This is a genomic window from Nonomuraea candida, assembly GCF_000725485.1.
Classification (GTDB): domain Bacteria; phylum Actinomycetota; class Actinomycetes; order Streptosporangiales; family Streptosporangiaceae; genus Nonomuraea; species Nonomuraea candida.
Window position 1 is genome coordinate 1 of sequence record NZ_JOAG01000028.1, and the last position, 18,703, is coordinate 18,703.

Annotated in this window: 12 protein-coding genes; 6 read left to right on the forward strand and 6 right to left on the reverse strand. The window is 69.9% G+C overall.

All coding sequences use genetic code 11. The features are described 5' to 3' along the window. The 3 genes from IO39_RS26325 to IO39_RS26335 all read right to left on the reverse strand — a co-directional run. Positions 1-491, reverse strand: a 491-nt coding sequence (locus IO39_RS26325; protein WP_169789117.1) for a nuclear transport factor 2 family protein, incomplete at its 3' end; no start/stop codon positions are given. Between the two features lie 169 nt (positions 492-660). Next, positions 661-1,026 carry a nuclear transport factor 2 family protein gene (locus IO39_RS26330; RefSeq protein ID WP_043628401.1) on the reverse strand — a complete coding sequence of 122 codons (366 nt, stop codon included), beginning with the start codon at positions 1,024-1,026 and terminating at the stop codon, positions 661-663. A 311-nt stretch (positions 1,027-1,337) separates the two neighbouring features. Next, a complete protein-coding gene (locus IO39_RS26335) occupies positions 1,338-2,294 on the reverse strand; it encodes an SDR family NAD(P)-dependent oxidoreductase (protein ID WP_043628402.1) in 957 nt (318 codons plus the stop codon). A gap of 54 nt (positions 2,295-2,348) precedes the next feature. Here IO39_RS26335 and IO39_RS26340 point away from each other — a divergent pair, with 54 nt between their 5' ends. From IO39_RS26340 to IO39_RS26370, 6 genes are all read left to right on the forward strand, one after another. Beyond that, complete coding sequence (locus tag IO39_RS26340; RefSeq protein ID WP_043628404.1) at positions 2,349-2,768, forward strand: MerR family transcriptional regulator; 420 nt, start codon at positions 2,349-2,351, stop codon at positions 2,766-2,768. Between the two features lie 588 nt (positions 2,769-3,356). Beyond that, entirely contained in the window at positions 3,357-3,818 is a 462-nt protein-coding gene (locus IO39_RS26350) for a carboxymuconolactone decarboxylase family protein (RefSeq protein WP_043628407.1), read from the forward strand. After that, the gene (locus tag IO39_RS26355; protein ID WP_043628410.1) at positions 3,815-3,997 is read left to right on the forward strand and encodes a hypothetical protein; all 183 of its coding nucleotides are present in this window, start codon (positions 3,815-3,817) and stop codon (positions 3,995-3,997) included. Before IO39_RS26350 ends, IO39_RS26355 begins: the two co-directional genes overlap by 4 nt. Next, positions 3,994-4,698 carry an SDR family oxidoreductase gene (locus tag IO39_RS26360; RefSeq protein WP_043628412.1) on the forward strand — a complete coding sequence of 235 codons (705 nt, stop codon included), beginning with the start codon at positions 3,994-3,996 and terminating at the stop codon, positions 4,696-4,698. The genes IO39_RS26355 and IO39_RS26360 overlap by 4 nt, the downstream gene beginning before the upstream one ends. Before the next feature lie 523 nt (positions 4,699-5,221). Continuing rightward, entirely contained in the window at positions 5,222-12,157 is a 6,936-nt protein-coding gene (locus tag IO39_RS26365) for a DNRLRE domain-containing protein (RefSeq protein ID WP_169789118.1), read from the forward strand. A gap of 76 nt (positions 12,158-12,233) precedes the next feature. Then, positions 12,234-12,806 carry a hypothetical protein gene (locus IO39_RS26370; RefSeq protein WP_043628416.1) on the forward strand — a complete coding sequence of 191 codons (573 nt, stop codon included), beginning with the start codon at positions 12,234-12,236 and terminating at the stop codon, positions 12,804-12,806. On the opposite strand, the gene IO39_RS59670 is transcribed toward IO39_RS26370, so the two are convergent. The 3 genes from IO39_RS59670 to IO39_RS50970 form a co-directional block, all read right to left on the reverse strand. Beyond that, positions 12,721-13,464: a MerR family transcriptional regulator gene (locus IO39_RS59670; RefSeq protein ID WP_369332890.1), complete on the reverse strand. Its 744-nt coding sequence runs from the start codon at positions 13,462-13,464 to the stop codon at positions 12,721-12,723. The two genes, IO39_RS26370 and IO39_RS59670, sit on opposite strands and share 86 nt — an antisense overlap. A 198-nt stretch (positions 13,465-13,662) precedes the next feature. After that, positions 13,663-15,870 carry an HAD-IA family hydrolase gene (locus tag IO39_RS26375; RefSeq protein WP_052423391.1) on the reverse strand — a complete coding sequence of 736 codons (2,208 nt, stop codon included), beginning with the start codon at positions 15,868-15,870 and terminating at the stop codon, positions 13,663-13,665. A 239-nt stretch (positions 15,871-16,109) separates the two neighbouring features. Next, the gene (locus IO39_RS50970; RefSeq protein WP_052423392.1) at positions 16,110-18,536 is read right to left on the reverse strand and encodes a pentapeptide repeat-containing protein; all 2,427 of its coding nucleotides are present in this window, start codon (positions 18,534-18,536) and stop codon (positions 16,110-16,112) included. Positions 18,537-18,703 lie beyond the last annotated feature (167 nt).

The window sequence follows — 18,703 nt, forward strand, 5'->3', positions numbered from 1 at the left end:
AACCAGGAGTAGCGGTCGTAGTAGCGCCGCCCCTGCACCACGTCACCGGACGCGTCGAGGACCACCCGGTAGATGGCGGGGTACTCGACCGTCTTGCCGCCGATGACGGCCGTGTTGTGGGCCCCGTACATCACGGTGTCGCCGCCGGCCGCGAGACGCTGAGGGATGAACCCGAGCTGCGGCACCAGCCCGAGGGTGGCCGTGATGGAGCTCCTGATGTTCTCCTTGCCGTGGATGAGGGGGCTCGCGGCTTCCCAGAGCGTCGCGTCCTCGGCGAACATCACGGCGTACGCCTCGGCTCGCTGGGTGACGTCGCCGGTGGGCATGGAGCCGAACCGGGTCTGCCGGTCGATGAAGGTCCGCGCCTGAGGGGAGATCGAGCCCTCGATCACCGGTTCGTCCGCCTGCCGGGCCCAGGAGGGGCCGGCGAATGAGGTGAGAGCCAGGGCGGTCAGCAGGGCGGCGGCCAGGAGCCGCTTCTTGTTGGTCATGGTTGTCGTTTCTCTCGGGCGCCTGAGCTCAGGCGGCGGTCGTGACCGTGCCGGGTGGGTCCGCGTCCTCCGTCAGGAGGACGCGGAGCGGTGCCGGGCCGCTGCGGCCGGGCCGCTGGGGCCCGGCCGTCCAGGGCGGGGGCCGTTGGCCCGGCCCGCCCGTATCGCCTCAGGCCGCGGCCGGCACCCGGTCGAGGAAGCCGAGCACCTGGCTGATGAGGCCGTCGTCGATCACGACGACGTCGAAGCCGATGACGAGCGGCTCCGCGCCCTCGGCGCCGAGGTGCCAGGTGAAGCGGGCGATGTCGTGGTGGGCGTCGACGGACCCGCCCAGGCTGAAGCGCAGCCCCGCGAACTGCTGCTGCACCGCCGCGATGGTGGCGTCCAGGCTGTCGCGGCCCCGCACCGCCGCCATGGGGTCGGTGTAGGTGGCGTTCTCGGCGAACACCTGCGCGACGAGGTTCCGCCGCGCCTGCGCGTCGGTCTCGTTCCACGCCGCCAGATAGCGCTCGACCAGTTCCTTGACGTCACTCATTGACCTGTCTCCTTCATGATCACTTCCCGCGGCCCGTCCATGGCCTCAGACGGGTAAGGCGCGGGTGAATCGGGTGTTTCGGACGTCCATAAGCGTGGCCGTCCGGGGCCCGGGGAACAACGTCAAGTCCGGCACCATGGCATAACGTGGCGCTAATCAATCGAGGGGAAGCACCGCGGCCGGGCCCACCCGCCGGGCAGGAACCCGGTGCCGTACGAGGATCTCCCGGCGGCCCGAGACCTCCGCCCGGCCCGGTGATCGTTCCTGGTCACGGCGCCGGCGTGCCGGGACCAGGGCCTCGCCTCGCCGCGTCAGGAGAAATTGTCCACCCCGGTGAGCTCGCCGGACAGGGCCCACAGCCGGGACGCGGAACCGGGGTCGATCGCCCACGGCTTGACGCCGCCGACGAGCATGTCGTCGGTGGTCGCGGGCTCGGCGATGTCGCAGTCCTGGCAGTAGGCGCCGCCGTACTCGTCGAGCAGGGGTGAGGTGGCCGCCCACACAGCCGTCGCCGCGCCCTGCGCCGGGGTCTTGAAGCCGTAGGCCCGGCGGCCGTCCGGAGTGATCCACCCCTGGGCGATCTGCTGCTCGCGGGGAATGCGCCGTTGCAGCGGGGTGAGGATGCTGCCGGGATGCACCGCGAACGCGCGCACGCCATCGGCCGCGCCGAGGGCGTCGAGCCGGACGGCCAACAGGGCGTTGGCCGTCTTGGACTGCCCGTAGGCGAGCCAGTGGTCATAGCCGTGGCGGAAGTGCGGGTCGTCCCAGCGGATGTCCGACAGGAAGTGCCCGGAGGAGGCGACGGACACCACCCGCGCCCCGGTCGGGGCCAGGGCCGGGCGCAGCCGGTTGACCAGGGCGTAGTGCCCGAGGTGGTTGATGGCGAAGTGCGCTTCCCAGCCAGGGCCGATGGGGGTGTTCGGGTGGGCCATGACACCCGCGTTGGCGATGACGATGTCGAGGGGCCGGCCGGTCTCCAGGAACCGGTCGCTGAACGCCCGGATGTCGCCGGGGTCCGCCAGGTCGAGTTCCCGCACCTCCGTACGGGGAATGCCGCGCAGCGCCTCCGCCGCCACGTCGGGGCGGCGCGCGGGCACGATGACGTACGCCCCGGCCCGGGCCAGCGCGCGCGTGGCCTCCAGCCCGAGACCCGAGTAGCCGCCGGTGATCAGGACGTTCTTGCCGGACAGGTCGATGCCGGCCAGGACGTCGTCCGCGGTGCTGCGCGCGGTGAAACCGGAGCCGATCTTGTGTTGCGTGATTGCCATGCGCCCGACGTTAGAATCTAGAGTGTGATCTAGGTCAAGCTAGGGCGGTGCGGCATGGGCAGGGGCGCGGACGGCCTTTCCATCGGTGACGTCGCGAAGGCGACCGGCCTGGGCGTGCACGCCTTGCGCTTCTTCGAACGTGAGGAGCTCTTCCTCCGGGAGATTCCGCGTACGGCCGGAGGGCGGCGCGTCTACGGGCCGGCGGACGTGGAGTGGCTGCTGTTGTGCAACCGGCTGCGAGAGTCCGGCATGCCCATCGCCACCCTGAAGAGGTTCGCCCGGCTGGTCCGATCCGGCCCGGGCAACGAGGCGGAGCGGCTCGCGCTCCTGGAGGAGCACGAAAGAACCGTGCGGGACAGGATCGCCGAGCTGACGGCCAGCCTGGAGATCATCCATGGCAAGGTCGTCACCTATCGCAAGCACGTCGAGGAGGGAACCGCGGCCGGTCTCTGGTCACCGGCACCGACCGCGTGACCATGGCCGAGAGCCCGGGGCGGCGCGGCCTTCCGCCGGCCCGCCTCATGCAGATCACGTGTGATGAGCCGCAGGTGCCGCCAGCCGGGATGACGGGCGGCGCGTGGCCGGCGCGGCACTGACGGCCGGCCGCGCCACCGGGAGCAGCCGATGGCCACCCTTGATCGTCAGGCTCGCCACGACATCGTCTCGGTGATGACGCGCATGTACAGCGGCGTCGGCAGAGCCCAGGCTACGGCGCCGCGCAGGAACGAGGTCACCGGGTGGGCGGCCTGGGGGTCCAACCCCCCGGCCTGAGCGGAGACCCGGACCAGGCGCTGCGTGCGCGGGAGGCGCACCCCCGACCGAGCCGGCGTCGCGACCGTGCGACGGCCCGGCGGCGCTTTCGCCAGGGACAGGCACACCGGCCACCTCTCTTGTTCATAACCCCTGCGTTATCGGCAGGTCCGCGAAGTGTGCGTTGATCCGGACCGGCGCCGTCCACAAGGGTTGGTGCTGGCCACCGGCTGCCCGGGCACCGCGTTCGCGGATGCGGGCAGGCCGGTGTGAGCCGAACCTGCCGAATCTCCTCTCTGGAAGGAATCAGTCATGCGTGCACGAATGACCAACCCCGCCTACGTGCTGCCCGACGGCATGAAGGGCATCGGCGCGATCTTCAAGGCGGTCAACGAGGGCGGCATCTCCCATGAGGTGCAGGAGCTCGTGGGCCTGCGGGCCAGCCAGATCAACGGCTGCGGCGCCTGCGTGCACGCCCACAGCCAGGCCCTGGTCAAGGCCGGGGAGAGCGTCGAGCGGATCTCCGCCGTGGCCGCCTGGCGGGAGGCGCCGTTCTTCACCGACGCCGAGCGGGCCGCGCTGGAGCTGACCGAGGCGGTCACCCGGCTGGCGGACCGTTCCGGCGAGGCGGTGAACGACGAGCTGTGGGACCTGGTCGCCGACCACTACGACGAGAAGCAGATCTCCGCGCTGCTCCTGCTCATCGGCGTGACCAACCTGTTCAACCGGCTCAACGCCGCCATCAAGGAGCCCGCCGGCGCCACCTGGACGTGACCTGGACCGACGCGCCGGGCATGGCCGCGACGTTCGCCGCGCACGACAGGTTGCGCGGCGAACTGACCTACCTGGAACGCCTCACCGCCCGGGGCGATCGGAACCCGCCACGCCACGCCCTGGCCCACCGGACGGACAGGGCCCCCGCCGATCCCGACCATTGGAGCACCACACCATGACCACCATCGCACTGATCACCGGCGCCACCCGAGGCATCGGACGCGCCACCGCCGAGGTCCTCGCCGAGAACGGCGTCACCGCGATCATCGGCGCGCGCGACACCGTACGGGGCAAGGAGGCCGCCGGGCCGCTCGGCCTGCCGTACGTGCGGATCGACGTCACCGACGCCGACAGCGTCCGGGAGGCGGCCGCGTGGATCGAGCGGGAGTACGGCCGGCTCGACATCCTCATCAACAACGCCGGGATCACCATCCCCGACGGCCTGCCCAGCGTCACCACGACCGAGGAGGCCAGGAGGGTCTACGAGACCAACGTGTTCGGCGTCATCGAGGTCACCAACGCGATGCTGCCGCTGCTGCGCCGCTCGCCGGCCGGGCGGATCGTGAACGTCTCCAGCGAGCGCGGCTCGCTCGGCCGTGCCCTGGACCAGGGGCATCCGCTGTGGCCGATGCTCAACCTGGCCTACACCTCCGCCAAGGCCGCCCTCAACATGATCACCGTGTCCTACGCCAAGGAGCTGTGGGACACCCCGATCAAGGTCAACGCCGTCGACCCGGGCTGGGTCAGAACCGACATCAATCACAACACCGGCTTCAAGAGCCCCGAGGAGGGCGCCGCGCCGATCGTGGCCATGGCACTGGTCGGCCCGGACGGCCCCACCGCCGCCTTCGTCCGGCACGAGGGCCCTCTCCCCTGGTAGCGACCGGGTAGCGACTGCGGACACGGATCGCCGCCGCTCCCTCGCAGGCGGCAGGAACCCGGCGGCCATGGCTCGTGCCAGCCATCAGGTAGGCAGCCCAGGCAATGGGGCGCATCAAGTCAAAGAGAACGAAAGCCAGGACTGGGCCCTTGATCCCCACGTCAAGGCGCCTCGGGTCCACCCGGTGATCAATCGGGATGACGACCCGGGGATCGAACGGGGTGAGCGTCAAAGACGATGCGCCCCGGTCGGCCCGCGAGCGCGACATCGACCCCTCTTGCCTGGGCCACTCGACCAGCCACCAAGCGACACCCTTCGTGCTGTAGATCCAGTATCTCGAGCCGGGTTCTTCCGTTAACAAAAGGATCTTTACAGAAGGTCACTCCACATGTGATGATCACTCCGTTTTGCCACAACTGTTCGAAAGGCTCGAGTGAACCCATCACGAACGCCGTCCGGTTTATCCAGCCGGACGCGCCGCCACGCGGCCCTGATCGCGGCCCTGACCATGCCGCTCTCCCTCATGAGCGCACCCGCGACCGCCCAGGCCTCCACGCCACCCCCCACCACTCCCGCTCCCCCTCCCACGACGCAGCCGGGCACCCCCGCCACACCCACCGGCAAGGCGCTGGCGCAGGCCAAGAAGGAAAACCGACGCGTCGAGATCGAGTCCCTGCACTCAGAAACCACCACCTACTACGCCAACCCCGACGGCAAGACGCTCCGGATGGAGCTGAATCTGGAGCCGGTCCGGGTCAAGGACGGTGACGGTTTCACCCCGATCGACACCACGCTCGTCGAAACCGGCGGCGCCATCAAGCCCAAGGCGATCAAGGGCGATCTGACGCTGTCGGCAGGCGGCGACACCACGGCGATCACAACCAAGAACGCCAAGGCCACCGCCCGCGTCGAGGCCTCCGGCAAGCTGCCCAAGCCGGCCCTCAAGGGCAACACCGCCACCTACGCCTCGGCGTACGGCAAGGACACCGACCTGGTCGTCACCGCCACCCCCACCGGGTTCCGCCAGCAGATCGTCATCCGGCAGCGCCCGGCCGGGCCGGTGTCCTTCCGCATCCCCATGCAACCTCCCAAAGGCCTGTCTCTGGAGCGGAACGACAAGGGGCGGCCGGCGCTGAAGACCGAGGACGGCACGACGTTCCTCGACATCCGGCCGGCACCGCTGCTGGACGCGGTCGCCGCCGACCCCGCCGGTGACCTGGAGGCCGCCAAGGTCGGCAGGGCGGCCGTCGCGCTGGACGGATCGGACCTGGTGTACAGCCCGGACCCGGCCTTCCTCGCCGACCCGGCGACGACGTACCCGGTGACCATGGCCGCCGTCGACGACGACTGGTACGAGTGCGAGATCGACACGCCGTCCAGCACGTACTGCCCCGGCGGGGTGAGCGCGCCGTACGACGGCGAGCCGATGGACACCTTCGTCAACAACGCGGACTATCCCGACAGCTGGTCCAACTTCAACCTCGACCGGATCCTGGTCGGCAAGTCCAACAGCGGCAGCGTGCGCTGGCGCAGCTACATCCAGTTCCCGCTGCCCGCCAAGAGCGACCCGTTCTGGGGTTCGTCGATCCAGAACGCGGACCTGACGCTGTGGAACCACCTGTCCAACGACTGCGGACTGTACGTCGGATCGGGCATCACCGCCCGGCGCGTCATCTCCGACTGGGACGAGCTGGAGATGACGTGGTCCAACCAGCCGTCGGTCACCAGCCTGGGCGCGGACACCGAGTACGGCGGCTACAACAGCGCCAACTGCTCCGGCTCGTACGACTACGAGTGGGATCTCATCCATTCGGTCAACGGAATCGTGCAGGCATGGGCGGACGGCGAGCCGAACTACGGCATCCAGCTCACCGCTGGCAACGAATCCGACATCACGAACTGGCGCCGCTACCGCACCCGCGAGTCCACCTACCCCTACCCGGCACACGCCCCCCGACTCAGCGTGGACTTCGAGCCGCCGGTGCCGCCGCGCCAGGAGACGGTCGTCATCGCCGTGCCGGAGCCCTTGGACACCGTACCCACCGACTACGACCAGGCGGTCGCCATGTCGACCCGTGCGGGGACGACGGTGGAGGAGTTCGCGACGATCGACGTACCCGACGCGGCAGTCGACGGCACTCTCGCGAACCACAACGGGATGGCGGACACGGTCGGCACCGACAAGTTCACGCCGGACGACCCGAACGCTCCGGAGCCGGATGACACCAGCGGCGGTGACGGCGAGGACGTGCTGGCACCGCGGGTCCTGACCCACGAGCCCGCTGCCGGCGCGACCGAGGTCCCACTCGACGCGGTGGTGCGGGTGACGTTCACCGAGCCCGTAGGCAACGTGGAAGTCACCGTGCGGGCCGCCGATGGCACGACCGTCTCGGGTGCCCTGGCCTACAGCGAAGACGACAAGATCGTGACGTTCACTCCGGCTCAGCCGTTGGCGCCGGGGACTGCCTACTCGGCGGAGGTCGCCCAGGCGATCGACGACGCGGAGAACACGATGGAGCCGTACTCGTGGTCCTTCCGGACAGTCGACCAGGCAGCCGCCCGCTGGACGTTCGACGACGGAGACGGCCGTACGGCCGCCGACACCTCAGGCAAGGGCCACGACGCGAGCCTGAACGACACGGCGGCGTGGACCTCCGGCAAGAGCGGGAGCGCGATCTCCAACGTGCCGTCGCAGGCGCGCACCGCCGCCTCCGCGGCGGCGGTCAAGCAGGGCAAGGCGGTCGAGGTCGCTGGCGAGACGACCGCGACCAGCATCACCTACGCCCAGCCGGACGGGAAGACGTTCAAGACCGAGGTCGCAGCCGGCCCGGTACGGGCCAGGCAGGGCAGCGGCTGGGTGCCGATCGACACCACCCTGACAGACCAGGGCGGCAAGCTGCGGCCGAAGATCCTCGTCGAGGGCGCGGTCGTCGAGTTCTCCGCCGGTGGTACGGATCCGTTCGTGAAGATGACGGCGGACAGGATGTCGTACGCGCTGCGCTGGCCGACGCCACTGCCGAAGCCGACGGTCAAGGGCAGCGTGGCTACCTACACCGACGCCGCGGGCGTGGGTGCCGATCTGGTGGTGACAGCGGTGCCGGCCGGGTTCCGGCATGAGGTGGTGCTGCGCCAGCGGCCCGCCAAGCAGGTGGAGCTGCGGATCGGCGTCGAGAACGAGGGCCTGACCCTGACCGAGGGCAAGGGCGGCCGGCTGCTGCTGAAGGGCAAGGACAAGAAGCTGGTCGCCGCGGGGACGCGACCGATCGTCGCGGACGGCACCGCCAAGGGCAAGTTCCCGCTGGCCAAGCGCGGGGAGGCCGGCAGCGATGTGGTCTCCATGGGCGGCCGTACGGAGCTGGTGGTCAGGCCGGACCAGAAGTTCCTGGCCGATGCCGGCACCACCTATCCGGTGCGGGTGGCCGCGGCGGTCACGCTGCCGCTCAACGCCGACGTCGATGTCAGCACCTTGGACTCGGATGTCTCCCCCGCATACCCGGACAACCAGTACATGTTGGCTGGCACCATGACGGGCGGCACCAAGGCTCGGGTGCACCTGCACTTTGACACCACGGGCCTGCAAGGCAGCACGGTGACCGACGCCACGCTGTCGATGAACACCATCGACAGCCACAACTGCGGCGCCGCGCTCGCCAACGGCATCCAGGTCGCCCGCCTCACCGGCGCCTGGAACCCGGACAACATGTACTGGGCCAACAAGCCCGCCCTCACCACCGAGGACGCCTCCACCAACTTCAAGGGCGTCAACTCCGACTGCGCCACCTACCCGGACACCATGGACTGGAACGTCACCGGCATCGCCCAGGACTGGGCCGCCGGCGCCGCCAACCACGGCCTGGTGCTCAAGTCGCCCGGCGAGGCGAACATCAACAACTACCGGGTGTTCACCTCCTCCGAGGACACCGACTTCAACGTTCCGCCGAAGCTGACCATCACCACCAGCGGACCGACCTCGCAACCGGCCGTCTCCGCCCCGGCCATCACACCGGCACAGACGGTGGACGGCGTCACGGTGACCAACTCACTCACCCCCCAGCTGGCCGCAACCGTCGCCGACCCCGCAGGCGGCAACCTGACCGGCGAGTTCGAGGTCGAGCACGACCCGGCCGCCACCGGGCAGGGCAGCGGCCAGATCTGGACCGGCGCCTCGCAAGCGGTCACCTCCGGCGGCCAGGCCACCATCAGCGTGCCTGCCGGGAAGCTGACCGACGCCTGGAAGATTCGCTGGCGGGCCCGCGCGGCCTCATCCACCGCCGCCTCGGCGTGGACGGACTGGCAGGCCGCCACCGTGGACGTGCCCAACCCGACCGTCGACGCTTTCCAGGTCACCCCCTCCCAGATAATCAACGGTGCCACCGTGGCCAGCAGCCTGACCCCGGCCCTGCGCGCCACGGTCACCGACCCCACCGCGCAGCCGCTGCGGGCCGAGTTCGAGCTCGAGCACGATCCGGCCGCTCCCTCGGGGCAGGGCACCGGCCAGATCTGGACGGGCGGCCTCGACAACGTCGCCTCCGGCACCCAGGCCACGGCCACCATTCCCGCCGGGAAGCTCGCCGACGGGTGGAAGGTGCGCTGGCGCGTCCGCGCGGTGAACACCGTCACCACGGTCGGCTCGCCGTGGTCGGACTGGCAGGCCGTGACCGTGGAAGTGCCGGACCCGGTCTCCGAACCGGCTGTGGGCGCGCTGCAGGTCAGCCCGTCCGAGCAGGTGGACGGCACCACCGTCACCCTCACCCGCACCCCAACGCTGCTCACCCAGGTGAGCGACCCGGCCGGCACGCCGCTGCGCGCCGAGGCCGAGATCGAGCACGACCCGGCCGCACCCGACGGCCAGGGCACCGGCCAGATCTGGTCCGGGGCCGCGGACAACGTCCCGGCCGGCACCCGGGCGAGCATCGCCGTCCCGGCGAACACTCTCACCGACGGCTGGAAGGTGCGCTGGCGGGCCCGCGCGGTCTCCGCCACCACCGCCTCCCCCTGGTCGGACTGGCAAACCTTCACCGTCAGCCTGCCCAAGCCCACCGCCACCGGCCTGACCATCACCCCATCGAAGGTGGTGGACGGCGTGACGGTGACCGACACGCTCACCCCCACGCTGCAGGCCACCCTCACCCACCCCACCGGCCAGGTGCTGCGGGCCGAGGCTGAGATCGAACACGACCCGGCCGCAACCGGGCACGGCCCCGGCCAGATCTGGACCGGCGCCGTGGACAACGTCGCCTCCGGCAGCCAAGCCTTGGTCACCGTCCCCGACGACAAGCTGGCCGACGGCTGGAAGGTCCGCTGGCGGCTGCGCGCGGTCGCCGGCGACACCTCCTCGGCCTGGTCGGACTGGCAGCACGTGACCGTGGACCTCGTCCAGCCGGGCGAGGAGCCCCTGGCCCAGACGGCCGGCGCGGTGATCCGCACCGACCAGAGCTTCACCACCGCCGCCTGGCTGCGCTGGAGCGACAAGGACGGCGACTACACCGTCCTCGAACAGAAGGGCACCCACCAGGCACCCTTCCGGCTCGGCAACACCGCCGAACACGGTCTGGCGTTCACCTTCACCAACTCCGACACCGCGGACGCGAGGGTCGAGGGAGTCCGGTCGGGGGTGGAGCCGCCGGTCGATGAGTGGTTCCACCTGGTGGGCGTGCACGACGCCGCCACCCGGACGGCCACCTTGTACCTGAACGGAGCACAGGTCGGGACCGCGCAGCTGTCCTTCCCCGCCTGGGACGCCCAGACCCCGTTGCGGATCGGCGCGGCGATGGCCGGAAGCATCGACGAGGTCGAACTCTATCAGAGGCCACTTTCGGCAGCCGGAGTCGCCGGCCTGGTCGCCCAGCCCCAGACGACCCAGGCGCCGGCTGCGCCATCCGCGAAGGCGAGTCCGGCCCGTACCACTCCCGCCACGACCACGGGCACCTCGTCCGTCGCCAGCGACGACGGCTTCTACAGGCGGGTCAAGCTGGAGGACTGTCTGGCCCTGGACGACAACTACGACGGGGACACGGCCGACACCTACGTAACCTGGATGAAGGGAGAGTACGCTTTCGGCCAGTCCCGGATCCATGAATCTACCTACAACTATTGCTGGTCGTCCTATATCTACGTCCTGGAGTTCGCCGAAAACCCGTTCACGGGCGGAATGGTGAGGTCCGCGAAGCGGTCGTTGCTCAAGAAGGCGAAGACGAGGAACGGGCAGGCGGTCGAGATCGAGGACGACGACGCGTTCCGGTTCCGCGCCACCTGGGTCATGCACACCTATCTCGGTGGCACCGGAGGAAAGGAGTTCTCCCAGGGGCAGCTGTCGGCGACGTCGTTCAAGGTGTTCACCCGGCTCGACCAGTTCGCGGTCGTCGGCAGCGACGGTGGCGTGAAGGTGCCGTCGGGTGACCTGAGCGGGATCGAGATCGCGTCCCACCCCGGCCAGGGCATGGGCGCATGCCGTTACCAGAGCGGGCCGAGAAAGGAGCGGGACGTCTCCGCATGGCATGACGCCCCCGATGCTGAATTCCTGTTCGGGTGGCCGGACGGGATCGCCAAGGACCAGGTCCACCGATGCGAGGTCGGCGTCGTCGCCTTCATCCCGGGCGAGGACGCGGGAACGGGCCTGGCCATTCCGCTCTGGAACCGGAAACTCGTCGACACCCGCTACATTCTCGAACAGGACAAGATTCTCCGGCACGGCTCGGGAATTCCCGTCAGCGACTGGGACGGTTATCCCTACACAGAGCTGGTACCTGAGGTCCAGTGCGACTGGCAAAAGCTCGGAGGGCCCAGAACCCCCACCCGAATCGGGGGCTGCATCATCCCCTCTGTCCCCCGGGTGCTCGTGATGTCCAAGAGCAGGAACGCGGACTTCGTCGAAGTCATCAATCACATCGAGAAGGCGCTCAAGCAGCACAGCAATGCGGGCACCTCCCCGCCGAAACGACCCGGCCACGACTGGACCAAGCCCGAGCTGCCGCCCGCGAAGATCAGCATCGTGACTCCCGTGAACAAGGTGATCCCCGGAGACTGGTCAAATATCTCCAGCAAGCCGCTGACCAAGGTGAATACGAACGACGCGGGTATCAACCGAAGGCAGTTCTCCGGACTCCGGTTCATCACGGACAAGGGCGCCACCAACCAGAAACGCTGGCCGGACGTCGATGACGACGTCGAGGTGCCGGCACGAGAGCTCAGAGGAGTGAATTACTGCAAGTACTACTTTTTCGACACGTACGCGGTAACGACGAGATGGCTCCACGGGGTTCCGCAGGCGGGCTGGATTCATTGTGACGAATATCCGTTCGCGTCGACCAAGGAAGGCGCCGGCAAGCAGGACGGCAACTACTCCATTCAAGCGGTTGCTAAAGACGACAATCTCCTCCACGGGGACGCTCTCAATAGATTCTATTCCGACTACCGGGTCGTGCCCGGGGAAGAGTTCTGGGTCAAAGTCGTGAGCTAGTTAGGCCCGCGGGGTGGGGGGTGATCGTATGATCGTCCCCACCCCATGCCGTTGAGAAAGCCAAAGGAGCAAGACGATGGACATGACGCGGGCACTGCCCACCGAGAGCCAGTGGGACCTGCTGGACGAGTACGCCTTGAACGCCCGCTTCGATGCGGCATGGATCGACACGGAGGACATCGAGGAGATCGCCGGGCGTTTCCGTGCAGATCCGAGCTCCGGAATTCCTTGCGATCTCAGCACAGCATTCCAACTGGCCTACGAGAACCAGCAAGACAGTCTCGTGTGGATCGGGACGCACTCCCCGGGCTGGTCCGTCGCGATCACCATGGACGGTAGTTTCACACTCCGGGAGGGGGCGAGCTCGCAAGGAAGACTCATCATCAGTTATTGGCACATGGCCGAACTGGGTGAGACCGGCGATGAGGGAATGATCTATTACCACGATGGAGAGTTCCTGGGCATGGTCGGGGTGCAGGGGTTCCAGGAATACGCGCGCGATCTGGACTCGTACACCGGCTTCCAGGAGGAGGTGGAGAATTACCTCATACTCGCAGGGCGGATCACGGGCCGTTTCCTTGACCGGGACTGGTTCGCGGCGCAGCGGGTCCTCTACCGCATTCCGAAGGGCGCCTGGCCTCGCTGGTGAGTCTTTCCCACATGTACATGTAGCCTGGTTTAGACGAAGGGTCCGAACGCAGCACGTGGCCGACGGAATTGGTAACAGAGATGAGGCGCCGAGCCAGGACCCCGCAGACTCGGCGACGAATAGGGCGACCAAGAAGACGTCGCGCGGACTCGTGGGCGCCACGCCGGCCAATGGTTGCTCGACGGTTGCTCGTACCGTTCAATCTGCCATTGAACTGGGCCGCGTCACGGATTCTGATTCTATATCGCCGTACTGAAATCGGCGCAAGTGGCACATCATGGCAATAGTCAAGGACGCATGGCCGCTCGACGCTGGCTCTGTCTCCGTCCTGGCGCGCGGCCCACAAGTCGGCCTTGAGCTGCAGATAGCGCAGCCGAACCTGCATCTGCTCAATTTCCTGCGCCACCCGCTCGGCGTTCCTCAGGAACAGGAACAGATCCCGCATCTCGGCCGCGTTATCCTCAGCACCATCCAGGTAGCGGAGGTAGGCGCGCATGTCCTGCACGCTCATCCCGGCAGCTCGCAGGCAGCTCAGTGTCTCGATCGTCTCGACGGCCCTGCTGTCATAGCGCCGGTGGCCGCTGCTCTCGTCCCGGGGTACTGGCCCGATCAGGGCCGATCTTCTCGTAGTAACGCAGCGTCGGTTCCGACAGGCCACTCACCCGAGAAACGTCCTGAATCGACACCGCGGAGACGGTTGCGTTCTTCCCCGTCGTTGCCATGTCCACAGCCTGCATCACCTCAAGCGCTTCAAGTCAAACGCCCCGTCCGGCGCGTGGGGGTCACTCCTGGAGTGATGCGCCCGGCGGGCTGGACCGGCGACAGCCACCGTTGAACGTGGCCGGGGATAGCCGTGTCATTCGGCGGCGAGGAGGAGGGCCTGCTGGGGAGCGAGCCGGACGTAGCCGGTCCGGGGCCGGTCGGGAGTAACGGACGGGTCGTCCGTGTCGAACACCGCCGGGGCCGGCAGGTCCAGCCCGGCCACCGGGGTGTCGCGCAGGTTCACCACGGCCCAGAGCGTTCCCCGGCGGTAGGCGGTCACCGGTGCGGCGAGCCTGGCTCTGCTCACGTCGTCGGTGGCGGCCGGCACGTGCGTCAGCCGGCGTCTGGTGGCCAGCAGCCGGGCGAGGGTGTTCAGGTGGGATGCGGGGTCGTCCTGCTGGGCCGCCACGGTCTCGTCGTCACCGCGTGCGCCGTCGGGAAGCCAGGGGTGCCCTGTGGTGAAGCCCAGCCCCGGGCCGGGGCGCCAGGGCATGGGGGTGCGCGCGGCGTCGCGGCTCTCCTCCGGCTGCGCGGCGCCCAGCGGGTCGGCGCCGGCGCCGGGGGGCACGTACCCGTCGCCCAGGCCGAGCTCCTCGCCCTGGTAGAGCCAGAAGGTCCCCGGCAGCAACGCCATCAGGACGTGCAGCGCGAGGGAGCGGCGCCGCCCTCGTGGCCCGCCGCCGAACCGGGTGACGGCGCGGGAACGATCGTGGTTGCCCTGCACCCAGGACAGCCGCGGCGACGCCAGCACAGCGGCTTCGATCATGGTGTCGATGCGGTCGGGGTCCCAGTCGGTCTCCACCAGCCCGAACCAGAACGACGAGTGCAGCCGCTCGCCCTGCACGAAGCGCGCGAGTGCCTGGGGATCGAGCTCGTAGACCTCGCCGACCAGGAAGGCGTCGTGCCGGTCGGCGATCCGCCGCCACCGCTCGTGCACGACGTGCACCTCCGGCTGGTGGATGTCATGGCGATGCTCCTGGCGGCGCCAGTCCAGGGTCACCCCTCGCGCCGGCAGGATCCGGCCTGCGGGCAGCGGCGGGTTGTCCCGCAGGTCCGCGTCCTTGACGAGGTAGCCGGCGGTGTCGATGCGGAAGCCGTCCAGCCCGCGGCTCAGCCAGTGCTCGGCGATCGCGTCGATCTCGGCCGCCAGCGCCGGGTTGCGCCAGTTCAGGTCGGGCTGTTCGGGACGGAACAGGTGCAGGTAGTACTGGCCGGTCGCCGGGCTGAACGTCCAGGCCGGCCCGCCGAAATGGGACAGCCAGTTGTTGGGCGGGCCGCCGTCCGGGGCCGGGTCGCGCCAGATGTAGTAGTCGCGGTACGGGTCATCCACGCCGGAGGAGGCGGCGACGAACCACGGGTGGGCGTCGCTGGTGTGGTTGACCACCAGGTCGCCGATCACCCGCATCCCCCGCCGGTGCGCCTGCGCCAGCAGCCCGTCGAGGGCCGCCTGACCGCCGAACGACGGATCCACTTCCCGGTAGTCGGCGACGTCGTAGCCGTGATCGCGCATCGGTGACCGGAAGAACGGGGTCAGCCACACCACCTCCACCCCGAGCCGCTCCAGGTGATCCAGCCGCGCGCTCACTCCGGCCAGGTCCCCCCAGCCGTCGCCGTCGCCGTCGGCGAACGACGGAAGGTACACCTGGTAACCCACGGCGTCGCGCCACCACGGCCGCACCCGCGAGCGCTGGAGCAGGTGGGCCAGCCGGTCGAGGCCGGGCAGGGACAGGTCGCCGTCCAGCCCCCGCAGTGCCACGGCCGGCATGCCCGCCGCCCGGCCGGCGGCCAGGCCCGGCTCGGAGTCCTCCACCACCAGGCAGGCGGGCGGTGCGACGCGCAGGCGGCGCGCGGCCTCCAGGTAGCCTTCGGGATCGGGTTTGCCCGCCCGCACGTCGTCGATCGTCAGCAGGACGGGCGGATCGATCCCCGCCGCGTGCAGGCGTGCCTTGGCCAGCCGGCCGTCGGCGCTGGTCACCACGGCCCACGGCAGCCCGAGCCGGTCCAGCGTGGCGAGCAGGAGGTGCGCGCCGGGCGCGGCCGTGACGTCCGCCAGGTCCTCGTACTGCAGGGCGTGCTGCCGCCGGGCCGCCGCCCTGACGGCCTCGTCGTCCAGGGCGGGAAACAGCCGCCGCACCGTATGAGCGGCCGGGCTGCCGTGGGCGATGGCCAGCACCGGGCCGGGGTCGAGGCCGTACTCCCCGGCCCAGACCGTCCAGGCCCGCTCCACTGCGGCGTCGGAGTCCACAAGAGTGCCGTCCATGTCCAGCAGGACCGCCCCGATCGCCGCGAGATCCGTTCGCACAGCGCCCCCTTCGATTAAACTCGTCCACCGAGCATAAACGAAGGGGGACGACACATGGCAACCCCCCTGACCGGACCGGATCGGCGCGTGCCACCCATCTCCGCCGGCGCGGCGCCCTGGCCGTGCTGCGGGAGATGCGCCGCGAACCGGGCGTGACCAGGGCGGCCGGCACGCGGTACCTCGGCCGAGCGCCTCGCCGTCTCCCCGGCGGGACCGGCCCGGACCGTACCGGACTGTGGTCAGCGGGGTGGGTCGGTGATCGCGTCGCCCAGGCTGGCGCGCTTGAGGTCCAGCGTGCTCAGGTCACATCCGCGCAGGTCGACAGCGGCCAGGTCGCACTCGCGGAAGGAGGTGTGGCGGAGGAGCGCGCCGGTGAAGGCCGCGCCGGTCAAGGTCGCCGGCTGGATCATCGCACTGCCGAGCCGGGTGAAGGCGATGGCGCCGTTGACCATCTCGCTGTAGCCGAACCCCGCCTCGGTGAGGTCGGCGCCGGCCAGGTTGGCGCCGGTCAGGTCGGCGCCGGAGAAGACGGCGCCTCGTGCGGAGACGCGCGACAGATCCGCGCCCGCCAGGTTGGCACCGGCGAAGACCATCTTGTCCAGGTTCAGCCCGCGCAGATCGGCGCCGGAAAGATCGAGTTCCTCCTCCGCGTTGTCGGCGCGCCACTGGTTGAAGACGAACGGCCCCTGCCTCAGGAGGCCGATGACGTCCGCCGCTCCCTCCGCCGCCGCCACGCCGGCCTCACCGTCGAGACGCCCTCTTCGCCCGGAGGCTTCGGTGGTTCCGGCGTCGAGGGCGGCGACGTCCCGCCTCGCCCCGGCGAGCTCCGCCGCGAGTCGCTCGTCGTACGGATACATCTCCGCCAGCGCCTCCGTCATCGCGAGGCGAGTGCCCAGCAGCCTGCGCGCGTTGTCCAGATCGCCGTCGCTCTCGGCCAGGCCCGCCAGGCGCCGGAAGGCCAAGCCGGCGTCCACGGCCGTTTCCGGGGTCAGGTTCGCCTGGAAGAGCCGCGTACGGATCGCCAGGCACTCGGCCCAGATGTCGTACTCCTTGTCCTTGTGCTCCGGCAGGCCGAGCGCGCGGTACACCTCGCCGAGGTGCTGCAGCGAGCCGGCGAGCCGCTGGTCCGCCTCCATGAGGGTCGGGTGCTCGGCCGCGAGCTCACGGTAGATGTCCACGGCGATCGTGAGCACGGCCTCGGCCGCCTCCGGACGGCCGTCGGCGAACCGGGCCCGGCCGCACGTGTCGTGCGCGGCGCCGAGGCAGAACCTGGCCTCGTCGCGCTGGGGGTGGGTGGCGGCCCATTCCCGTACGGCGGGCAACGATCGTTCGGCCACCTGCCGCGCGGCGCGCGGGAAGCCGTGCCGGATCAGCATGTCGACCAGGAGATCGCGAATGTCACGTTCGTAGGCGGCCGGCACCTGCGGCGCGATCTCTCCCAGGAGCGCCATCCCCGCGTACTCGAAGTCCGGCTCCAGGCTCCTGGCGACGGCGAGGGCGAAGTCCAGCAGGTCGCCCAGCCCGTTCACCGCCACCAGGTGCCGGCAGACCGCGACGTAGTCCTCGAACGTGCCATCGCCGCGTGTCCGGCTGTAGTGCATGTTCATGGCGCGTTCGTGGCGGCCGGCGATCTCCGCGCCCTGGTGCGGTGCCAGCATCTCCGCGATCCAGCGATCGGCGAAGTAGACGGTCTCCCCGTCCCACCCCTCCCATGCGGTGAGCAGTCCGAGCCGGGCCAGCCGGGCGGCGTCGGCCTGCACGCTCTTGAGCGCCGACCGCCTGGGCTCCGGGCGCTCCCTGCGGCTCGGTTCGCGGGTGTCGCAGGCGACGGCCAGGTCGTACGCGGTGACGGGGACGGTGGAGATCGCGGCCTGCAGCAGGGTCTCCCGCTGTCGCCCGGTCAGCTCCGCCATGATCAGATCGAGCGGTACGGCCCCCTGCGTCACGGCCGCGAGCCGCGCTCTCGCGCCCTCGGGGTCCGCCGACAGCCAGGCGTCGACGAGCTGCAGGGACCGTGGACGCGCCCCGGTCGCGCGGACCACCCGCGCGCGGGTGGCCGGGTCCACCCTGGACAGGAAGGGCAGTCCGGCCGCCGGCTCGGCTCCCGCGGCGAGGTCCGGGAGGTCGAGCCGCAGGACACCGAGCCGGTTGCCCGTGGCCGGCGGCGGCAGCGGCGTCCGGCTGGTCACCAGCACCCGGCCCCGATCGGCGGCCTGGCACAGCCGCTCGAACGCCTCGCCGAAGCCGGGATCGAGGTAGCCGGTGCCGTCGAGGTTCTGGCTCAGGTCGTCGAAGAGCAGCACGAGGGGGTAGCTGTTCAGCAGCCGGCAGATCATCTCGAACGTGGCATCGTCCGACGGGGCCAGGTCAAGAGCCTCCAGCATGCGCGCGTGCTCCGGGGCGAGGTCTCCGCCCCCGTCCGACAAGGCGTCCGTGACACCCCGGAACAGCGTGCGCGGAGACCATCTGCCCACCATGGCGGCCACCGCCCAGCCGTCGGCCCGCAGCCGCCCGAGCACCTGGCGGGCCAGGGCGCTCTTGCCCATCCCCGCTTCCCCGGTGATGACGATCCCGGCCGGGCCTGCGGCCAGCAGGGTCAGCGCGGCGCGCAGGTCCGGCTCTCTGACCAGCGCAGGCGATCCGAGGCGCCGCACCTCCGGGCTCATGTCCGCTTTCGTATTCACCATCGTCCTCCTGCGGGCACGACGAAATTCGACCGATCAAGCCCCCGAATCCGGGCGAGCGTACTTGATCGTCAGCGGTTCTCCGGGGCGATGTCCGAAATCAGCCGAGGCGAGGGCCGAGGCCGCCGGCCGGTGCGGAGGAGGCCCGG

Bases quoted from the DNA above. Each gene is read 5' to 3' on its own strand.
- IO39_RS26330 (WP_043628401.1), bottom strand. From the start codon at position 1,026: ATGAGTGACGTCAAGGAACTGGTCGAGCGCTATCTGGCGGCGTGGAAC.
- IO39_RS26335 (WP_043628402.1), bottom strand. From the start codon at position 2,294: ATGGCAATCACGCAACACAAGATCGGCTCCGGTTTCACCGCGCGCAGC.
- IO39_RS26340 (WP_043628404.1), top strand. From the start codon at position 2,349: ATGGGCAGGGGCGCGGACGGCCTTTCCATCGGTGACGTCGCGAAGGCG.
- IO39_RS26350 (WP_043628407.1), top strand. From the start codon at position 3,357: ATGCGTGCACGAATGACCAACCCCGCCTACGTGCTGCCCGACGGCATG.
- IO39_RS26360 (WP_043628412.1), top strand. From the start codon at position 3,994: ATGACCACCATCGCACTGATCACCGGCGCCACCCGAGGCATCGGACGC.
- IO39_RS26365 (WP_169789118.1), top strand. From the start codon at position 5,222: ATGAGCGCACCCGCGACCGCCCAGGCCTCCACGCCACCCCCCACCACT.
- IO39_RS26370 (WP_043628416.1), top strand. From the start codon at position 12,234: ATGGACATGACGCGGGCACTGCCCACCGAGAGCCAGTGGGACCTGCTG.
- IO39_RS50970 (WP_052423392.1), bottom strand. From the start codon at position 18,536: ATGAGCCCGGAGGTGCGGCGCCTCGGATCGCCTGCGCTGGTCAGAGAG.